The organism is Cellulomonas sp. KRMCY2, assembly GCF_000526515.1.
Lineage (GTDB): Bacteria > Actinomycetota > Actinomycetes > Actinomycetales > Cellulomonadaceae > Actinotalea.
In genome coordinates this window covers 435,006-454,438 of record NZ_JAGF01000001.1, presented here as the reverse complement: position 1 = coordinate 454,438, position 19,433 = coordinate 435,006, and the positions used below count along the sequence as shown (strand labels likewise).

General features: G+C 74.0%; 19 protein-coding genes. 12 read left to right on the top strand and 7 right to left on the bottom strand.

The features are described from left to right. Positions 1-193 precede the first annotated feature (193 nt). The 5 genes from K415_RS0102270 to K415_RS0102250 all read right to left on the bottom strand — a co-directional run bounded on the left by K415_RS0102270 (position 194) and on the right by K415_RS0102250 (position 6,356). Positions 194-985 (bottom strand): SDR family NAD(P)-dependent oxidoreductase, encoded by a 792-nt coding sequence (locus tag K415_RS0102270; protein ID WP_024285490.1) that lies wholly within the window; start codon positions 983-985, stop codon positions 194-196. Next, complete coding sequence (locus K415_RS0102265; RefSeq protein WP_024285489.1) at positions 982-2,490, bottom strand: sugar ABC transporter ATP-binding protein; 1,509 nt, start codon at positions 2,488-2,490, stop codon at positions 982-984. Before K415_RS0102265 ends, K415_RS0102270 begins: the two co-directional genes overlap by 4 nt. Before the next feature lies 1 nt (position 2,491). Continuing rightward, entirely contained in the window at positions 2,492-3,613 is a 1,122-nt protein-coding gene (locus K415_RS0102260; protein ID WP_024285488.1) for a sugar ABC transporter substrate-binding protein, read from the bottom strand. Between the two features lie 66 nt (positions 3,614-3,679). Further along, positions 3,680-4,732: an ABC transporter permease gene (locus tag K415_RS0102255; protein ID WP_024285487.1), complete on the bottom strand. Its 1,053-nt coding sequence runs from the start codon at positions 4,730-4,732 to the stop codon at positions 3,680-3,682. A 25-nt stretch (positions 4,733-4,757) separates the two neighbouring features. Next, positions 4,758-6,356, bottom strand: a complete 1,599-nt coding sequence (locus K415_RS0102250; RefSeq protein WP_024285486.1) for a thiamine pyrophosphate-dependent enzyme — start codon at positions 6,354-6,356, stop codon at positions 4,758-4,760. 346 nt (positions 6,357-6,702) lie between these two features. On the opposite strand from K415_RS0102250, the gene K415_RS0102245 reads away from it, so the two are divergent. From K415_RS0102245 to K415_RS0102190, 12 genes are all read left to right on the top strand, one after another. Next, positions 6,703-7,503, top strand: a complete 801-nt coding sequence (locus K415_RS0102245) for an IclR family transcriptional regulator (protein WP_024285485.1) — start codon at positions 6,703-6,705, stop codon at positions 7,501-7,503. Positions 7,504-7,547: 44 nt separating this feature from the next. Continuing rightward, positions 7,548-9,005, top strand: a complete 1,458-nt coding sequence (locus tag K415_RS0102240; protein WP_024285484.1) for an aldehyde dehydrogenase family protein — start codon at positions 7,548-7,550, stop codon at positions 9,003-9,005. A gap of 106 nt (positions 9,006-9,111) precedes the next feature. Beyond that, entirely contained in the window at positions 9,112-9,855 is a 744-nt protein-coding gene (pcaH, locus tag K415_RS0102235; RefSeq protein ID WP_231494961.1) for a protocatechuate 3,4-dioxygenase subunit beta, read from the top strand. After that, a complete protein-coding gene (gene pcaG / locus K415_RS0102230; RefSeq protein WP_024285482.1) occupies positions 9,848-10,444 on the top strand; it encodes a protocatechuate 3,4-dioxygenase subunit alpha in 597 nt (198 codons plus the stop codon). The genes pcaH and pcaG overlap by 8 nt, the downstream gene beginning before the upstream one ends. Further along, positions 10,441-11,823, top strand: coding sequence for a lyase family protein (locus tag K415_RS0102225; RefSeq protein ID WP_024285481.1), 1,383 nt, complete (start codon positions 10,441-10,443; stop codon positions 11,821-11,823). The genes pcaG and K415_RS0102225 overlap by 4 nt, the downstream gene beginning before the upstream one ends. Then, complete coding sequence (locus K415_RS24480; protein ID WP_024285480.1) at positions 11,820-12,617, top strand: alpha/beta fold hydrolase; 798 nt, start codon at positions 11,820-11,822, stop codon at positions 12,615-12,617. Before K415_RS0102225 ends, K415_RS24480 begins: the two co-directional genes overlap by 4 nt. Further along, positions 12,617-13,018, top strand: a complete 402-nt coding sequence (locus K415_RS24475; protein ID WP_024285479.1) for a carboxymuconolactone decarboxylase family protein — start codon at positions 12,617-12,619, stop codon at positions 13,016-13,018. Before K415_RS24480 ends, K415_RS24475 begins: the two co-directional genes overlap by 1 nt. Further along, positions 13,015-14,208 carry a thiolase family protein gene (locus K415_RS0102210; protein WP_024285478.1) on the top strand — a complete coding sequence of 398 codons (1,194 nt, stop codon included), beginning with the start codon at positions 13,015-13,017 and terminating at the stop codon, positions 14,206-14,208. The genes K415_RS24475 and K415_RS0102210 overlap by 4 nt, the downstream gene beginning before the upstream one ends. A gap of 2 nt (positions 14,209-14,210) precedes the next feature. Continuing rightward, a complete protein-coding gene (locus K415_RS0102205; RefSeq protein WP_024285477.1) occupies positions 14,211-14,903 on the top strand; it encodes a 3-oxoacid CoA-transferase subunit A in 693 nt (230 codons plus the stop codon). Beyond that, positions 14,900-15,592, top strand: coding sequence for a 3-oxoacid CoA-transferase subunit B (locus K415_RS0102200; RefSeq protein WP_024285476.1), 693 nt, complete (start codon positions 14,900-14,902; stop codon positions 15,590-15,592). Before K415_RS0102205 ends, K415_RS0102200 begins: the two co-directional genes overlap by 4 nt. An 87-nt stretch (positions 15,593-15,679) precedes the next feature. Beyond that, entirely contained in the window at positions 15,680-16,360 is a 681-nt protein-coding gene (locus K415_RS0102195) for a SigE family RNA polymerase sigma factor (protein ID WP_255347114.1), read from the top strand. Continuing rightward, positions 16,360-17,307: a hypothetical protein gene (locus K415_RS0102190; RefSeq protein WP_024285474.1), complete on the top strand. Its 948-nt coding sequence runs from the start codon at positions 16,360-16,362 to the stop codon at positions 17,305-17,307. The genes K415_RS0102195 and K415_RS0102190 overlap by 1 nt, the downstream gene beginning before the upstream one ends. Before the next feature lie 45 nt (positions 17,308-17,352). Here K415_RS0102190 and K415_RS0102185 read toward each other — a convergent pair whose 3' ends face one another. Beyond that, entirely contained in the window at positions 17,353-18,720 is a 1,368-nt protein-coding gene (locus K415_RS0102185) for a HAMP domain-containing sensor histidine kinase (protein ID WP_024285473.1), read from the bottom strand. Further along, on the bottom strand, positions 18,717-19,427 hold the full coding sequence (locus K415_RS0102180; RefSeq protein ID WP_024285472.1) for a response regulator transcription factor: 711 nt from the start codon (positions 19,425-19,427) through the stop codon (positions 18,717-18,719). Before K415_RS0102180 ends, K415_RS0102185 begins: the two co-directional genes overlap by 4 nt. Positions 19,428-19,433: the final 6 nt, after the last annotated feature.

Here is a 19,433-nt window from a genome sequence, read left to right as displayed (position 1 = left end):
GGCGCCGCAGGGCGGGTGGAAGCTCTCCACCCGCCCTGCGGCGCGCTCGTCCGACGTCGTTCCCAGGCCACCACTCGTCGATGCTGAGAGCATCCGGCTCGACGCCGGTGCGAGCCGACGAGGACGTCGACGCCCACAGCCTGACCGGCTTCTCGGTCTCCGGGACGGCATCGCCGTCGTCAGGCGGGACGGGTCAGATGCTCATGCCGCCGTCGAGGGCCACCGTGGCGCCGGTGAGGAAGCGGCTCTCGTCACCGGCGAGGAACAGGACGAGACGGGCGACCTCCTCCGGGCTCGCGTGCCGGCCGAGCGGGATGGCCTGGTCGAAGGCGTCGGCGGCTGCGGCGGGCTCGAGGCCCGTGGCGCGCTGCTCGACGTCGGCCTGGAACGGCGTGCTCGTCGGCCCGGGGTGGATGGTCGTGACCCGGATCCCCCGGGCGGCGACCTCCTTGGCCGCCACCCGCATCAGGCCGACCTGGGCGTGCTTCGCCGTCGCGTACGGCGCGATGCCCGGGTCGGCGGTGAGGCCGACGACGCTGGAGTTGATCACCACGCTGCCACCGTCGGAGAGCACCGGCAGCGCGTGCTTGAGCACGATGAACGCGCCCACGACGTGCACGTCCAGCACGCGTCGGAAGGCCTCGACCGAGCAGGCGGTCAGGGGGCCGATCGGCCCGGCGACGCCGGCGTTGCTGAACACGACGTCGAGCGAGCCGAACGCCTCCAGCGTCCGGGCCACGGCTGCCGCGACCGCACCCTCGTCCGTCACGTCGGCGACCGCGACCAGGGCCGTCGGCCCGAGCTCGTCCCCGGCTCGGGCAAGCGCTTCCCGGTCGATCCCGCTGACCAGCACGTGCGCGCCCTCGGCGACGAACACCCGGGCCGTGGCCAGGCCGATCCCGCTCTCGCCGCCGGTGATCAGCGCGACCTTGCCGGCCAGGCGTCCGGGCCGCTGCCCCGGAGCCGCTCGGGTCGCCCGGCTCACCCGGGTCCCGTCCCGGTCGTGATGAACCCGGCGTTCATCGCGACGCTCAGTGCCGCCTCGGTCAGCTCCGTCCCGGACAGCTCGGCGACCACCCGGCCGCGCTGGAGCACCACGACGCGGTGGCACAGCTCGGTCAGCTCCGCCAGGTCGGTCGAGGCCAGCAGGACGACCTTCTGCTCCGCCGCGATCGCACGGACCAGCTCGTGCATCTCCGAGCGCGCCCCGATGTCGACGCCGCGCGTCGGGTCGTCCAGGACGACGACCGACGGGTCGGCGTCCATCCACTTGGCGAACACGACCTTCTGCTGGTTGCCGCCGGAGAGCTCGCCCACCGCCGCGTGCACGTCGCCCTTGAACCGCATCCGCTCGAGGCTCCGGCCGGCGCGGGCGACCAGCTCGTCGCGACGCAGCATCGGTCCGTCCTTGCCCTGCCCGAGCCAGCGGACCGACGTGGCGTTCTCCCACACGGTCTTGTCCAGCATCAGGCCGAGCTTCTTGCGGTCGCCGGGGACGAAGGCGACCCCGGCCCGGACAGCCTGCCGCACGGACCGCGGTGCGCCCCCGCCAGGCAGGCGTACCCGGCCGGACGTCGGCCGCGCGATCCCGCAGACCACCTCGAGGACGGTCAGGTGCCCGGCCCCCTCCAGCCCGGCGACGCCGACGATCTCGCCGGGCGCCACCGCGAGGTCGATGTCGGTCAGGACTCCCGCGACGCTGACGTGCTCGAGCGTGAGCGACGGCGCAAGGGCCGACCCGACGGTTGCGGGGCGCGCCGCGGCCACCGGGGCAGCCTGGTCGCCGAGCATCGCCTCGACGAGTGCCGCCAGGCTCACCTCCCCGGCGGCTGCTCCTTCGACGACCACCTCGCCGTCGCGGAGCACGCTGATCCGGTCGGCGATCCGCCGAACCTCCTCGAGGTAGTGCGAGATGTACAGCAGCGCGATGCCCCTGGCCGCGAGCGCGTGCAGCACCCCCTCGAGCCGCAGCGCCGCCGCCGCCGGCAGGGCGGAGGTCGGCTCGTCGAGGATGAGCACCCGTGGCTCGCTGAGCAGGGCCCGGGCGATCTCGAGCAGCTGCTGGTCGGCCAGCGGCAGCATGCCGACGCGGACCCGCATCGACACGTCGAGCCCGAGCTGTTCCAGGACGGGTCTGGCCCGCTGCGCCATCGACCGGACGTCCAGCAGCCCGCGGTGGAGCGGCAGGTCGGCGGCGAACAGGTTCTCCGCCACGGACAGGTCCGGGAACAGCGACAGCTCCTGGGAGACGATCGCGATGCCGTGCGCGGCGGCCTCGCGCGGGGTGTCGTACTCCGTCCGACGGCCCTCGATCTCGATCGTGCCCGCGTCGCGTCGCTCGACGCCGGACAGGATCTTGACCATGGTCGACTTGCCGGCCCCGTTCTCGCCGACCAGCGCGTGGATCTGACCCGCCTCGAGCCTGATCCGCCCGTCGAGCAGGGCGTGCACGCCGCCGTAGGACTTCGTCAGCCCCTGGGCGACGAGCACGTCAGCGCGCCTCTCCGAGCGGCTTCATGCTGGCCTCGACGTCGCCGAGCAGGGCGTCGATCTGCGGCTTGTACCAGTCGTAGGCGGCCTGCGGCGTGGTCTCCCTGGTGATCACCTCGTCGACGTTGTCCGCCGTGACCACGAGCCCGGGGCTGACGAACCAGCCCGACGGGAGCTCGGTGCCGTTGCGCACGGAGTCGATCAGCAGGGCGCTGGCGATGTAGCCCTTGAGGAAGTGCTCGGGGTCCATCGTCATGAAGTTCTGACCGTCCTTGACGGCCTGCAACGTCTTGCCGTCCACGTCGAAGCCCGCGGTCAGCCAGGTGCCGTTCTGCTCGGTCTTGAGCTTGGCCAGGTCGTAGCTGTCCGCGTCGCCGACCCCGAGGAAGGCCAGGGCGTCGGGGTGGGCGTGGACCTGCGCCTCCCAGGCGCCGTAGTTCTTGGTGGGCTCGCTGTAGGTCTCGTACGGGCCGAAGACCGTGATGCCGGGAGCCTCGGCCGCCAGGGTGTCCATGATGCCCTGGGCGCGGTTGGCGAGCACCGGCGCTGCTGGGTTGGGCACACCGATGACGACCTCGCCCTGCGGGTCGGCGTCGAGGTTCTTGAGCATCTCGTGGGCCATCTGCACGCCGAGGTCGTAGTTGTCGTTGCCGACGTAGAACGTGACGTCGCTACCGTCGGTCGGCGAGGTGTCCAGGGCGATCACCGGGACACCGGCCGCGATCGCGTCGGCCGCGGGGCGCGTGAACAGCGGTGGGTTGAGGTTCTCCAGGATCACCCCGTCGGTGGCCGTCGTGACCAGGTTCTGGAAGAGCTGGACCTCGGCCGGGCCGTCGGTGTCCGGCGGCCCGACGACCTGGAAGTCGACGTTGCCGTCGTTCGTGGCCGCCATCGTCGCCCCGTCAGCCATCTCGTTGGCGAAGTTGAGGCTGGCGTTGGCCACGGCGATGCCCATGTGCAGCTGCGGGGCGGACGCGGCGGGCGACCCGGACGTGGCGGACGACTCGGTCGAGCTCGTGCCCGGGTCGGCGGTGTCGGCGCCGCCGGAGGAGCACGCGGTGGTGGCCAGGGCGAGCACGGCGACCAGGCTGCCGACTGCCGTGCGGCGGTTGAGGGTTCGCATGGGGGGTACCTCCGGTGGTGGGGACGATGCAGGTGCGGGATCGGTGCGGGGTGGGGCTGGTGCGGCTCAGGCGCCGCGTGGGGCTCGTGCCTGTTGGGCTGCCCGGTAGCGCCGCAGCCCTGCGTCGGCTGCGACGGCGAAGAGGATCACCCCGCCGGTGGCGAAGCTGGTCCAGTTGATGGGGATGCGGAAGAACACGAGCGCCGAGGTGACGACGGCGAGGATCAGGGCCCCGACGAGGGCACCGGGGACCGAGCCCCGACCGCCGGCCAGCGGTGTGCCGCCGATGATCGCCGCGGCGATCGCGGTCAGCTCGAAGCCCTGACCGAGGGTCGGGTCGCCGGACATGAAGAAGGCCAGGGCGGTCGCTCCGGCGACGCCGGCCATCAGGCCGGACAGGCCGAGCGCCCCGATGCGCACCCGGTTGACGGGCAGCCCGGTGAACGCCGCCGCGTCCGGGTTGGAGCCGATGGCCCGCACCTGCGCGCCGAACCGGGTGCGGGTGAACACGACGGTGAGCGCCGTCACGCAGAGCCCGACGACCCAGAGCGACGTCGGCACGCCGAGCGTCCTGCCGCCGAACCAGGTGAAGTACGAGCTGTCCTGAGGCAGCTCGAAGATCTGCTTGCCGTCGGCGAGCGCCAGCGCGATCCCGCGGTACAGCAGTGCCGTCGCGAGCGTGACGATGAACGACGGGATCCGCGCGTAGGTGGTGATCACCCCGTTGGCGACGCCGAGCAGGGTCGAGAGCACCAGCATCACCGGCAGGGCGAGCCAGGGGTTCAGCCCGGCCCGCATGAGCATCGCGCCGGCGACGACGGTCAGCGCGAAGTTCCCGCCGACCGACAGGTCGACCTCGCGCATCGCGAGGGCGAAGACCATCCCGGCGGCCAGCAGCCCGACGAAGACGGCGCTCCTGGCGGTGGAGAGCAGGTTGTCCGTGCCGAGGAACTGCGGGTGGAGCAGGCCCACCCCGAGGACGAGCACCACGAGGATCGCGGTGACGCCGGTCTCGTCGCGCACCAGGCGCCGGTACCACGCCGTGGAGACGACGGTGGGCTGGCGGTCGGGAAGGCGCCGCTCGCTCCCGGTCGACTGGAGGCTCAGGGGTTGCGACATGCTCGTCTTCTCCTTGTGCTGCGCGTCACGGTGCGACGTGGGGGTCGGGGACGACTGTCACGTCCAGCAGGTGGGGCGTGCGGCGGTCGGCGAGACCCGGCACGAGGACGGCGAGGGCACGGGCCAGCTCGTCGTAGGTCTCGACCCGCTCGGCCGGGCAGCCGAGGGCGAGGGACAGTCCGCACACGTCGACCTCGTCGAACGCCGGCCACGGCGGCACTCCGCCGCGCTGCTCGGCGAGCCGGTCCATGATCGCGTAGCGTCCGTTGGACAGGACGACGGCCAGCAGGCCGATGCCGTAGTGCGCCGCGCTCCACAGGCCCTGGATCGCGTACAGGGTCGAGCCGTCGCCGAGCACCGCCACGACGGGTCGGGAGGGGGCGCCCATCCGCAGCCCGACCGCCGCGGGCAGGCCGAAGCCGAGGCCGCCCATCGCCGCGCTGACGAAGCCGCCCGGTGCCCTGGCCGGGAGCAGGCGATGCAGGTCCGGACGGCTCGACGGTGTCTCCTCGACGAGCACCGTGTCTGCCGGCAGCGCATCGGCCAGGAGGGCGAAGACGTGCTCCGCACGCAGCGGTGCACCCGGAGCCGGTGGCGCGACCGGCACGACGGCGGGGGCACGGAACCGGTCCTGACGCTCGGCGACCAGGCCGGAGACCTCACGGCACAGCTCGGCGGGCGCAGCGAGCACCGCGAGGTCGGCAGCACTGTGGTGCAGGTCGTCGGCGTGGGCGGAGACCACCACGACCGTCATGCCCTCGGGGGTCAGCGGGCCGTCCTCGAAGGGGTACTGGCGGAAGGCGCCGGTCCCGACGACGAGGGCGAGGTCGTGACCGGCGAGCGCGGCACGCAGCCGGGAGCGGGCCGCCGGCAGGTGCCCGGCGAACTGGGGGTGGTCCTGGGGGAATCCGGCGCGAGCGCCGAACGACTCCTGCCACACCGGGCAGCCGAGTCGCTCGGCCAGGGTGACCAGCGCCGCCCAGCACGCAGGGTCGTCCGCGCCGGCGCCGACGACCAGGACGGGCGCGCCGGCGGCGTCGAGCCTGGCGGCCACGTCCGTCGCGCCGGGGTGTGAGACGCGTGGCCCGAGCACCACGACCCGCGGCGCGCCGAGGCCGAGCGACGGGTCGGTCTGCGCCGACCAGTCGTCCATCGGCACCACGACCACCGCGGGGCCGGCGGCGTGCTGGGCCTCGTGCCAGGCGCGACGCACCGCGGCCGGCACGTCCTGCGCGAGGGCCGGCTGGTCCACCCAGACCGGGTACGGCTCGGCGAGGCGGTCGAGGTGGCCGGCGAGGAAGGGCTCGAGCGCGAGGTGGCGGCGGTCCTGCTGGCCGACCACGACCACCAGGGGAGCCCGGTTGACCCGCGCGGTCGCCAGGGCGCCGACGGCGTTGCCGAGCCCCGCCGTGGTGTGCAGCACGACCAGCGCGGGACGGCTGGTGGCGATCGCGTGGCCGGTGGCCATACCCACGACCGAGCCCTCGTGCAGGGCGAGCACGAACTCGAGGTCGTCGGGCAGGTCGGTCAGGAAGGCCACCTCGGTGGAGCCGGGGTTGGCGAACACCCGGGTCATGCCGAGCTCCCGCATGACGGTGAAGGTCGCCTCGCGCACGGTGGTCACTGACGACCTCCTCTCATCCTGCCTGCGTCCGTGTGCGACGGGGAGGTGCGGATCCGAGGGATCGCCGACGCCGTCGTCGTGCGTTCGCTGTGCGAACATGTGTTCTGTAAGGGAACATATTCCCGTCACGCCGTGCTCGTCAAGGGTCGGTCGCGGGCCCGATCTCGCTGGGACGGGTCCTCTACGGCATCGTTGACGACGTTGGATCCAGGAGGCTATGTTCGCCCTGAGCATGGATGTACGTATCGCGAACGCTCGGTGAGGCACCGGCGGGCCCCCGGAGGGCCGGCCCGGCACGAGCGGATCGGACCGCCACCGTGGCGATCGACACGACCCAGGAGGACCCGTGAGCGAGCTGGCCGACCGGACCCTCGGCTTCGTCCAGTCCCTCGAGCGGGGGCTGGCGGTCATCCGCGCCTTCGACGCCGAGCACCCGCAGATGACCCTGAGCGACGTCGCGAGGAGCACCGGGCTGACCAGGGCGGCGGCCCGCAGGTTCCTGATCACGCTGGTCGAGCTCGGCTACATGCGCACCGACGGGCGGCTGTTCGCGCTCCGGCCCCGGGTGCTCGAGCTCGGGTACGCCTACCTGTCCAGCCTGTCGCTGCCCGAGGTCGCGCTGCCGCACATGGAGAAGCTCGTGGCCCAGGTCAGCGAGTCCTGCTCGATCTCGGTGCTCGACGGCGACGAGGTGGTCTACGTCGCCCGCGTCCCCACCCACCGGATCATGACCGTCGCGATCAGCGTCGGCACCCGCTTCCCGGCCTACGCGACGTCCATGGGCCGGGTGCTGCTCGCGGCCCAGCCGGCCGACTGGCTCGACGCGTACCTGGAGCGCATCGAGCTGCGCCCGATCACCCCGCGCACGATCGTCGACCCGGACAAGCTCAGGACGGCCCTGACCCGCATCGCGGCCCGCGGCTACGCCCTCGTCGACCAGGAGCTCGAGGAGGGCCTGCGCTCGCTCGCCGTCCCGCTGCACGACGCAGGCGGCGCCGTCGTCGGGGCGATGAACGTCTCGGCCCACTCGAGCCGGGGCAGCTCCGAGGCGATCCGCAAGGAGCTGCTCCCCCCGCTGCTCGAGGCCGCCGGCCGGGTCGAAGAGGACCTGCGCGGCACCGCGGGCCGACAGGCCGTGTCCCGCTGACCCTGCACGTCACCCAGCACGTCATTGCGCACCAGGAGGCAACGATGCTTCTCACCGATCCCGTCTGGCACGGGAAGATCCACAGCGGGGGCTGGCGGGCGGGCTCCGGCGGGACCTACTCCGTCGTCTCGCCGTCCACCGGTGAGGAGCTGGCCGTCGGCGGGCTGGCGGCGCCCCAGGACGTCGCGACCGCGGCGGCCCGCGCGCAGGCGGCCCAGCGGGTGTGGGCAGCCCGACCGCACACCGAGCGCGCCGCCGTGCTGCGCCGGGCCGGCGACCTGTGGGAGGCGAACGCCGAGGAGATCTCCGGCTGGCTCGTGCGCGAGACAGGTGCGGTCCCCGGTTTCGCCGGCTTCCAGGTCGGCACGTCCGCGCAGGAGTGCTTCGAGGCCGCCGCGCTGGCGTCGGCACCCTATGGCGAGCTGCTGCGCTCGACCGAGCCGCGGCTGAGCCTCTCGCGGCGGGTCCCGGTCGGCGTGGTCGGGGTGATCGCACCGTTCAACGTGCCGACCATCCTGGCGATCCGCGCCGTGGCGCCCGCCCTGGTGCTCGGCAACGCCGTGCTCCTCAAGCCCGACCCGCGGACGGCCGTCAGCGGCGGTGTGCTGCTCGCGAGGATCTTCGCCGAGGCAGGGCTGCCGGACGGACTGCTGCACGTCCTGCCCGGGGGCGCGGACGTGGGCGAGGCCCTCGTGATCGAGCGGGCCGTGCGGGTGATCGCCTTCACCGGCTCGACCAGGGCGGGGCGCGCGGTCGGGATGCTCGGTGCACAGCACCTCAAGCGGGTGCATCTCGAGCTCGGTGGCAACTCGGCGCTCCTGGTGCTGGACGACGTCGACGTGGACGCCGCGTCGTCGGTCGGCGCCTGGGGATCCTTCTGCCACCAGGGGCAGGTCTGCATGGCCTCGGGGCGTCACCTGGTGCAGAGCGGGGTCGCCGACGCCTACATCGAGGCGCTCGCGGCGAGAGCCGACGCCCTGCCCGTCGGCGACCCGTCCGGCGGGCAGGTGGCGCTGGGTCCGGTGATCGATGCCGGTCAGCGGGACAAGATCCACGCGATGGTCACCGGGACCGTCGCCGCGGGCGCGCGGCTCGCGGCCGGCGGGACCTACCAGGACCTCTTCTACCGTCCCACGGTGCTCGCGGACGTCCCGACGTCGAGCCCGGCCTACGCCGAGGAGGTGTTCGGCCCGGTCGCCCCGGTGACCCGGTTCGACACCGTCGACGACGCCGTCCGCCTGGCGTCGGAGTCCCCGTACGGTCTGTCCCTCGGCATCCTCACGAACGACGTGATGCGGGCCATGGAGATCGCCGAGCGGATCCCCACCGGACTCGTGCACATCAACGACCAGACGATCAACGACGAGGCCAACGTCCCGTTCGGCGGGGTGCTGGACTCGGGGACGGGGTCGCGCGTCGGCGGCGCGCGGGCCAACCTGGACGCCTTCACCGACACCCAGTGGGTGACCGTCAGGGGTCACCTGCCGTCCTACCCGATGTGAGGTGGGCACCGTGACCGACAGCACCGCGACGCGTCCGGACGCAGCGGCCGAGCCGACGCCGGTCGCGCGGCGAGCGCCCGCACCGACGAGCCTGGTCCCGCAGTCGGTGATCAGCGCGGAGATCGCCGCCCTGCACGCGGCTGACGCACGGACCAGTGCGCAGGTCCAGCCGCGCCTGGACTTCCCCCCCTACCGCAGCACCATCCTGCGCCACCCCACCAAGGACCTGCACCACGCCGACCCCGAGGAGATCGAGCTCCTCTCGCCGGTGTTCGGCCACCAGGACGTCGACCCGCTCGAGGCCGACCTGACCATCCAGCGCGGCGGCGAGCCGATCGGCGAGCGGATCCGGATCAGCGGCAGGGTGCTGGACGGCGAGGGCCGCCCGGTGCGACGCCAGCTGGTGGAGATCTGGCAGGCCAACGCCGGGGGCCGCTACATCCACAAGCGCGACCAGCACCCCGCACCGATCGACCCCCACTTCACCGGGGTCGGCCGGACCCTGACCGACGACGACGGCGGCTACTCCTTCGTCTCGATCAAGCCGGGCCCCTACCCGTGGCGCAACCACCGCAACGCTTGGCGTCCTGCCCACGTGCACTTCTCGGTCTTCGGCGACGCGTTCACCCAGCGGCTGGTCACCCAGATGTACTTCCCCGGCGACCCGCTCTTCGCGCTCGACCCGATCTACCAGTCGATCACCGACCAGAGCGCCCGGGACCGGCTCGTCGCGCGGTACGACCACGACACCTCCGAGCACGAGTGGCTGCTCGGCTACACCTGGGACATCGTGCTGACCGGCTCGCACGCCACCTGGACCGAGCCGGAGCAGGACGGCGACCATGCCTGAGGACGTCGTGCCCGAGCGTGTCGCGGGCGGCCTCGAGCCCACCCCCGGCCAGACGGTCGGGCCGTTCTTCCACTTCGCCCTTCCCTACCGGGGTGGGCAGGACCTCGTCCCGGCCGGCCACCCGGCCGCCGTGCGCCTGCACGGCACCGTGACCGACGGCGCAGGCCGTCCCGTGGTCGACGCGATGATCGAGATCTGGCAGGCGGACGAGCACGGGCAGGTCAGCAGGCAGCCGGGCTCGCTGGCGCGGGACCCGCACGTCTTCACCGGCTGGGGCCGGTCTGCGACGGACGATGCGGGCCACTACCGGTTCACCACCGTCGAGCCGGGAGCGACCGTCGACGGCGCCGCAGCGTTCGTCTCCGTGTGCGTGCACGCCCGTGGGCTGCTGGACCGGCTGTTCACCCGGGCGTACCTGCCCGAAGCGGCCGTTGCGGCCGACCCGCTGCTCACCTCGCTCGACCCGGACCGGCGGCGCACGCTCGTCGCCGTCCGTGAGGCCGACGGGGGCCTGCGCTTCGACATCCGGCTGCAGGGCGAGGACGAGACGGTCTTCCTGACCTTCGACCGGGACGGTGCGGACCGATGAGCGACCACCACCTGCTCGAGCCGGGTGCGGGACGGACGGCCTCGTCGACCGACGACGCCGCCGTCCTGCGCGCCCTGCTCGACGTCGAGGCAGCCTGGGTGCGGGTGCAGCGCACGCTCGGGCTGGTCGACGACGGCATGGTGCAGGCGGTCGAGGAGGTCTGCCGGACGACGCCCTTCGACGCAGCGTCCGTGGCCGGCCGCAGCGAGCAGGGCGGCAGCCCTGTGCTGCCGCTGCTCGCCGACCTGCGGGCAGCGGTCGCCCAGCGCTCCCCGGCGGCCGCCCAGGCCGTGCACCGGGGTCTGACCAGCCAGGACGTCCTGGACTCCGCGCTGATGCTGCTCGCGCGGCGGTCGCTGAACGGCCTGCGTGGGAGCCTGCGGTCCGCCGGGGACGCGCTCGCCGGTCTTGCCGACACGCACCGGGGCACCCTCGCGGTCGGGCGCACCCTGGGCCAGAGCGCCCTGCCGACCACGTTCGGCCTCAAGGCGGCCGGCTGGCTCGGTGCCGTCGACGACGTGCTCGCCGAGCTCGACGCCGTCGACCGGGCGCTGCCGGTCCAGTGCGGGGGAGCGGTGGGCACGCTCGCCGCCGTGGAGGCGCTCGCCCCCGGCCGGGCGCTGCACGCCGCCGACCTGCTGGCCGGCGACCTCGGGCTCGCCGCCGCCGGGCGACCCTGGCACACCGACCGGGGACCGGTCACCCGGCTCGGGGACGCCCTGGTCCGGGCCGCCGACACCCTCGGGAAGATCGCCTCGGACGTGGTCCTGCTCAGCCGCCCGGAGCTCGGTGAGCTCGCCGAGCCGACGAGCGACGGCAGGGGAGCGTCCTCGACCCTGCCGCAGAAGCACAACCCGGTGCTGTCGGTGCTCGTGCGCAGCGTCGCACTGGAGGCCCCGTACCTCGGGGCCCAGCTGCACACGGCGGCGGCGCTGGCGGCCGACGAGCGCGCGGACGGTGCCTGGCACGCCGAGTGGCCGGCGCTGCTCCGGCTGCTGGGGCGGGTCCCGGCGGCCGCGGCACAGCTCGCCGAGGTGCTCGCCGGGCTCCAGGTCGATGCGACCGCCATGCGTGGCCACGTGGACGCGGCCGGCCCGGCCCTGCTGGGCGAGCGGCTCGCGGCGGTCGTCGGGGGATGGCCGGCCGTCCGCACGCCGCTCATCGAGGCGCTGCGCTCGGGGGCGAGCACGGCCCAGGTGCGGGAGCTGCTGCGCGCGGCGGTGCCGGCGGACGACCTGTCCGACGACCGGCTCGACGACCTGCTCGACCCCGCGACGTACCTCGGCGCGAGCGACGCCCTGGTCGACCGGGCGATCACGCGGCACCGGGCCCTCCGGCAGCAGCCGGTGCCCGGCGCCGCGGCCCAGGACGGTGCGTGACCGTGGACCTCACCCTGACCGACCTCACCGCACCGGGCTCCGGGGACCCCCGGGACCTCGTCGTGCTCGGACCGTCCCTCGGCACAGCCGTGGGTCCGTTGTGGTCCGCCTGCGCCGCGCTCCTGGGGCCCCGGTACCGCGTCCTCGGCTGGGACCTGCCCGGGCACGGCAGGAGCGCGCCCGTCGACACAGCGTTCACGGTGGCCGACCTGGCCGAGGCCGTGCTCGTCGTCGTGCGCCCGGAGCTCGACGCACTCGGCCCGGGTGCCCGGCTGCTCTGCGCCGGTGTCTCGCTCGGCGGCGCCGTGGCTCTCCAGCTCGCCCTGGCGGACGCCGGTGTCGCCATGGTCGCTGTCGTCTGCTCGGGCGCGCGGATCGGCGAACCGGCCGACTGGCACGCGCGCGCCGAGCTGGTCCGGCAGGCCGGCACGCCGGCGGTGCTGGCCGCCTCGGTGTCCCGGTGGTTCGCGCCCGGCTTCCTCGACCGCGACCCGCAGACCGGCACGGCCCTGCTGTGGTCCCTGCAGGAGGCGGACCGGTTCAGCTATGCGCGGTGCTGCGAGGCGCTCGCCGGGCACGACCTCCGGGGCGAGCTGTCTGCGTTGGCCGTCCCGCTGCTCGCCGTCGCGGGCAGCGAGGACGCCGTCACCCCACCAGCGCTCGCCGAGGAGCTCGCGGCGGCGGTCCGGTCCGGCCGCTCGGCCGTCGTCCCCGGGGTGGCGCACCTGGCGCCGGCCGAGGCGCCCGACCTGGTGGCCGCGCTGCTGCGTGACGCCTTCACCGGAGGTGTCTGATGGGACGACCCGACCGGACCGAGGCACAGGCGTTCGCCGAGGGCACGGCGGTGCGTCGCGCCGTGCTCTCCGACGCGCACGTCGACGCAGCCACGGCCCGGTCCACGGGGCTGGACGCACCGCTGGAGGACCTCCTGACCCGCTACGCGTGGGGCGAGATCTGGACCAGGGAGGGTCTGGACCGGCGCACCCGCAGCGCCGTCACGCTGACCGCGCTGGTCGCCCTGGGCCACTGGGACGAGCTCGCGCTGCACCTGTCCGCCGCCGTCCGCAACGGCCTGAGCGTCCCGGAGATCCAGGAGGTCCTGCTGCAGACCGCGGTGTACTGCGGGGTGCCGGCGGCCCACCACGCGTTCGCCGTGGCCCGCGACGTGCTCGGCGACGAGGAGGCGGCGCGATGACCGCGGCCTTCGTCTACGACGCGGTCCGGACGCCGTTCGGCCGGCTCGGCGGGGCCCTCGCCGGCACTCGGCCGGACGACCTGGCCGCACACGTGCTGCGCACCCTCGTCGACCGCGCTCCGGCGCTGGACCCGGCCCGGGTGGACGAGGTCGTGCTCGGCAACGCCAACGGCGCCGGGGAGGAGAACCGGAACGTCGCCCGGATGGCCACCCTGCTCGCCGGCCTGCCGACCACCGTGCCCGGCACCACCGTCAACCGACTGTGCGGCTCGAGCCTGGACGCCGTGATCCTCGGGTCGCGCCAGATCGAGACCGGTGAGGCCGACGTGCTGCTGGTGGGCGGAGTCGAGTCGATGAGCCGGGCGCCATGGGTGCTGCCCAAGACCGAGCGGCCCTACCCGAGCGGGGATCTCGAGCTCGTGTCGACCACGCTGGGCTGGCGCCTGGTGAACCCGCGCATGCCGGCCGCGTGGACGGTCTCGCTCGGCGAGGCGACCGAGCAGCTGCGCGAGCGGTTCGGGATCGGCCGGGAGCAGCAGGACGCGTTCGCCCTGCGATCCCATCGGCTCGCCGAGCGGGCCTGGGCCGAGGGCTTCTACGACGATCTCGTCGTGCCGGTCCCCGGCGTCGAGCTGGACCGCGACGAGGCGATCCGGCCGGACACCACCCTCGAGCGGCTGGCCGGGCTGCGGACGGTGTTCCGGTCGTCCGGGTCCGGCGGCACGGTCACGGCCGGGAACGCCTCCCCGCTCAACGACGGTGCCTCGGGTGCTGTGCTCGGCAGCGAGCGCGCCGAGGAGCTGCTCGGCCGCCCGCCGCTGGCGCGGATCGCGGGCCGCGGGGTCACCGCCCTCGACCCGCAGATGTTCGGGTTCGCCCCGGTGGAGGCGGCGAACCTCGCCCTGCGCCGGGCCGGCATCAGCTGGGGCGACGTGGCCGCGGTGGAGCTCAACGAGGCCTTCGCGGTGCAGTCGCTGGCCTGCATCGACGCGTGGGGTGTCGACCCGGAGATCGTCAACCGGCACGGTGGCGCCCTCGCCGTCGGGCACCCGCTCGGCGCGTCCGGCACGCGCGTGCTCGGCACCCTGGTGCGCAGCCTCGAGCGATCGGGCGGGCGCTGGGGCGTGGCCGCGCTGTGCATCGGCGTGGGCCAGGGCATCGCGGTCGTGGTCGAGAGCGTGACGGCATGACGATGGTCCGGATCCTGCAGACGGTCGAGGAGGCGGTGGCCGACATCCCCGACGGGGCGACCGTGATGATCGGCGGCTTCGGCACGGCCGGGCAGCCGGTCGAGCTGATCGAGGCGCTGCTACGGCAGGGGGCGGGCGACCTCACCGTGGTGAACAACAACGCGGGCAACGGCGACGTCGGCCTCGCCGCGCTGATCGGCGCCGGGCGGGTGCGCCGCATCATCTGCTCGTTCCCGCGGCAGTCCGACAGCCACCACTTCGACGCGCGCTACACGGCCGGCGAGATCGAGCTCGAGCTCGTCCCGCAGGGCAACCTCGCCGAGCGGATCCGCGCGGCCGGTGCCGGGATCGGGGCGTTCTTCACGCCGACCGGCTTCGGCACACCGCTGGCCGAGGGCAAGGAGGTCAGGGAGATCGACGGGCGGCACTACGTGCTCGAGTACCCGATCCGGGCCGACTTCGCGCTGATCAAGGCGCACGTCGGGGACGAGGTGGGAAACCTGACCTACCGCAAGACGGCCCGCAACTTCGGGCCGATCATGGCCAGCGCCGCTCGGACAGCGATCGTCCAGGTCTCCCGGATCGTCGCGGCGGGGCAGATCGACCCGGAGAACGTCGTGACGCCCGGTATCCACACCGGCCGGCTCGTCGCCGTGCCGGCCGCTCGGACCCCCGAGCCGGAGGCCGGGCAGTGAGCTCCGAGCGGCGCGGGCTCGGCCGCGACGAGCTGGCCGCCCTGGTCGCCGACGACATCCCGCAGGGCGCCTACGTCAACCTCGGCATCGGGCAGCCGACCCTGGTCGCCAACCACCTGCCGCCCGGCCGCGCGACCCTGCACACCGAGAACGGCATGCTCGGGATGGGACCCGAGGCGCACGGCGACGAGGTCGACCTCGACCTGATCAACGCCGGCAAGATCCCGGTGACCGAGCTGCCCGGCGCCTCCTACTTCCACCACGCCGACTCGTTCGCGATGATGCGTGGCGGTCACCTGGACATCTGCGTGCTCGGTGCCTACCAGGTCTCACAGCGCGGCGACCTGGCCAACTGGCACACCGCGGCCCAGGGCGACATCCCGGCGGTCGGCGGTGCGATGGATCTGGCGATCGGCGCCAAGGACACCTTCGTCATGATGAGCCTGCTCACCCGCGACGGGCGCAGCAAGCTCGTGTCCGAGTGCACCTACCCGCTCACCGGCGTGCAGTGCGTGTCACGGATCTACAGCGACCTCGCCGTCTTCCTCCTCGACGGCACGGGCGTCACCGTCCGGGAGACGTTCGACGTCTCGTTCGACGAGCTCTGCGCCCTGGTGCCGGTGCCTCTGCGCCGTGCGGGCCAGGTCGCCGATCGGGGTTCTGAGCCCCTGCGGCGGTCGGGCGCCTGAGTCGGGTGCAGGAGTGGTCGGCCGGCAGGCCGTCGCGTGCCCGCCCGCTCGGCTCAACCTTTCCGCGGTCACGAGCGTGTACACATCATGAGCATGTCGATCACCGCCGATGCCACCGAGCCCGTGGCGGCTGCGGACTCGCGTGACGTCTCCGTCGTCCACGTGATCGTGACCGGCGTCGATCACGAGGCCGAGGTCGCCGCGTTCATGGCGAGCGCGTCCCCGGCGCTCGCCCGGACGGCGTGGCTCCTGTGCGGCGATGCGCACCAGGCCGACGAGCTGGTGCAGCAGACGTTGGTGCGCACCTACCTCGCGTGGTCGAGGGCGCGCGAGCGGGACCCGCTGGCCTACGCGCGCCGCACGCTGGCGAACCTGCGGATCGAGACCTGGCGGCGCCGACGCCGGGAGGTGCTCATGGACCCGGCCACCGTGCCGGAGAACGGCGAGGCGTCGGGTGCGGACCTGCAGGCCGAGCGCGACCAGCTCGTCCGCGCGCTGGCGGTGCTGAGTCCCCGGCAGCGGCGGATCGTCGTCCTGCGCCACTTCGAGGGCCTGACGGAACGCGAGGTCGCCACCGACCTCGGGGTGTCGATCGGCACCGTCAAGTCGACCGCATCGCGCAGCCTGGCGCGTCTGCGCGAGGTGCTCGGTGAGGCCCGGCGCGCCGAGTCCCTGAGCGCCGAGTCCCGGAACACCGAGGAACGCAGCGCCGACGAACGCAGCGACACGCACGAAGACTCACGCAGTGCCACGACGAGGAGCGAGTGATGGGAACCGACGAGGACTTCGCCCGGACGCTGCGGATGCGGCTGGACGCCGTGGCACCACGGCTCGACGTCGACACCACGCGCGTCGTGCCCCGTGCGCGTCGGCGCCGTGCCGTCGTCCGCGGTCTGGGCACGTTCGCGCTGGCTGCCGTGGTGGCGGGGGGCGGCTGGGCCGCGCAGGCCCGACCGTGGAGCTCCTGGGCCGCCGCACCGCCGGCCGCGCTCGTCGGCCCGGTGCCGACGCCGAGCGTCACACCCACCGCCGAGCCGGACCCGACGCCGAGCGTCGCACCCGTCGTGCAGCCGACCGTCCTGGCCGGGACGTACTGGTACACGCTCCGCCAGTCGTCGTACGCCGGCGACGAGCACCAGGAGGAGTCGTGGCTCAGCCGCGACGAGCCTGGCCTGCTGGTCACGGACGGGGACCTGACCACCGCTACGGGCGTCGGGCCGAGGGACGTCATCGGGCGGTTCCGGATCGACGGCGAGTGGATCGACATGCTCCGGGACCCCGCTCTCCTGCCGGTCGACCCCACCGCCCTCGAGGACGTGCTGCGCGCGAGCGTCGAGCCGGACCGCCGCAGCGGGACCGACGACGACAAGGTCTTCGGCATGGCGCGTGACCTGCTCCTCGACGGGGGCCTCCTGCCGGTCGGGCTTCGCCAGGCGGCGTGGGCCGTGGCTGCGGGCGTGCCGGGGGTGACAGCGTCCGACGGTGCCGACTCCACGGGTCGCACCGGCGAGGTCCTGGAGCACACGGCGGACGGCGTCGTCACGACGCTGGTCCGGGACCCCGAGACCGGCCTGCTGCTCGAGGAGAGCTCCGACGATCTCGAGGGAAGCTCCGACGACTGGTCGAGCACCTACCTGGACCAGCGGCTGGTCGAGGACGTGCCGGTCGAGCCGACGCTGGAGAACAGCGGCTGCACGAGCTGGGCGACCTGCTGAGCCCCACCCCGCCTCCGCGCGAGTCTCGGTCGTCGACCGCTGCCGTCACACCGGGATGGTGACCGTGAACGCGGCGCCGCCCTCCGTGGCGGGCCCCGCGGTGATCCGGCCGCCGAGGCGCCCCACCAGTCCGTCGACGAGGGCGAGCCCGATACCCGATCCCACCGGCCGCCGACCGCGGTAGCGCTCGTTGAGCAGACCCCGCTGGAAGGCCCCTGCGTAGTCGGACTCGGTCAGGCCGGGGCCGCCGTCGCGCACCTCGAGCACCGCGGCGCCGTCCTGGGTACGCGCCGCGAGGACGAGCGGCGCCCCCTGCGGCAACGCGCGCAGGGCGTTCTCCGCCAGACCGTCCAGGACCTGCCGGGCGCGCACGGGATCCGTCCGCACCGGGACCGACCCGTCGGCCTCGACCACCAGGTGCGAGCCGGTCGCGGCACACCGAGCCGACCACACGCGGGCTGCGTCGCGCACCAGCTGCGCAAGGTCGACGTCGCCGACGTCGAGCCGGAAGTCGTCAGCGCCCAGCCGCGCGAGGTCGAGCAGGTCACTGACCAGGTGTTCCAGGCGACCCGCCTCCCGCACGATGGTCCGGCCCGCGGCCCGCACCTCGTCGGGCTCGCTGAGCACCCCGTCGGCGATCGACTCCGCGAACCCGGCGACCCCGGTCAGGGGAGTGCGCAGCTCGTGCGAGACCGAGAGCAGGAACTCGCGCTGCCGGGCCTCGCTGCGCTGCAGCGTCTCGGCGAGCTCGTTGACCGTCGCGCCCAGCTCGGCGACCTCGCGCGGGCCCTCCACCGGCACCCGGCCGTCGCGGCGCCCGGCCCGCAGCTCGCGAGCCGCCGACGTGACATGCCGCAGGGGACGGGCGAGCAGCCTCGCCAGACCTGACCCGGCGATCGCGGCGACCACAGCGCCGGCCGCTGTGGCCACGAGCAAGGTGCGGGCGAGCCGGACCCCGCCGAGCAGGAGCGGGTGCTGCTCACGCACCAGAGCGAAGCCGCCGCCGTCGAGCGGGCGGGCCTCGACGAGCATCGTGCTCGCCCGCAGACGCACCTGGCCGGAGACCGGTCGCCCGCTGGTGACATCGGCCGCGGCGGTCCGCCCCGCTGCGAGGACGGCGCGCGGTGCACCGGCCAGCCGGCCGTCCGGCCCGATCCGGACCACCTCGTCGTCACCTCGGACGAGCTCGTCGAGGGTGAGGTCCGGGTGCTCGGTGAGCAGCGACGCGACGAGGTCGGCGTGGGCCGCGAGCTCCGCCTGCGAAGCGTCGCGATCGGCCAGACCGGCAAGGCGCGTCGACGACAGCGCCGCGACTGCGGCCGCGACCAACGCCACCGCGAGGCATGCGAGTGTCACCCGCGTGGCGAGCGTCGTCCGACGCCGGTCGGTGCGGTCGGCCGACGCGCTGCTCATCGCTCACCCTCGGCGTCGGCTGCGTACCCGACGCCTCGCACGGTGCGGATGGGTGTGCGCTCCCCGAGCTTGGCGCGCAACTGGGCGATGTGGACGTCGACCGTGCGGGTACCGGCCACCGCCGCGTACCCCCAGACGGCGCTGAGCAGCTCCTCGCGCTGGTACACCCGCCCCGGGTTGCCCATCAGATGGGCGAGCAGGCCGAACTCGGTCGCGGTGAGGTGCACCTCCCGCTCCTCGCACCACACCCGACGTCGGCCGCGGTCCAGCCTGACGGCACCGAGCTCGAGCGCGGCGCTCGACGGGCGGCTCGCGCGGCGCAGCACGGCATGGACCCGCGCGACGAGCTCGCGCGGGCTGAAGGGCTTGGTCACGTAGTCGTCGGCGCCGAGCTCGAGGCCGAGCACGCGGTCCACCTCGTCGTCGCGTGCGGTGACGAACAGGACGGGGGTCCAGTTGTCCTCGGCACGCAGGGCCCGACACACCTCGACGCCGTCCATCCCGGGCAGCCCGATGTCGAGGACGACCGCCACCGGGCGCAGGCCCCGGACGGCCGCGAGCGCGTCGGTGCCTGTCCGGGCCACCCGCACGCCGAAGCCGTCGCGCCGCAGGTACAGCGTCACGAGGTCGGCGATCGACGTGTCGTCCTCGGCGACGACGACGAGCCCGCGCCCGGGCTGCTCGTTGGTCGGGGCGGGCTCGTTCATCGTGGT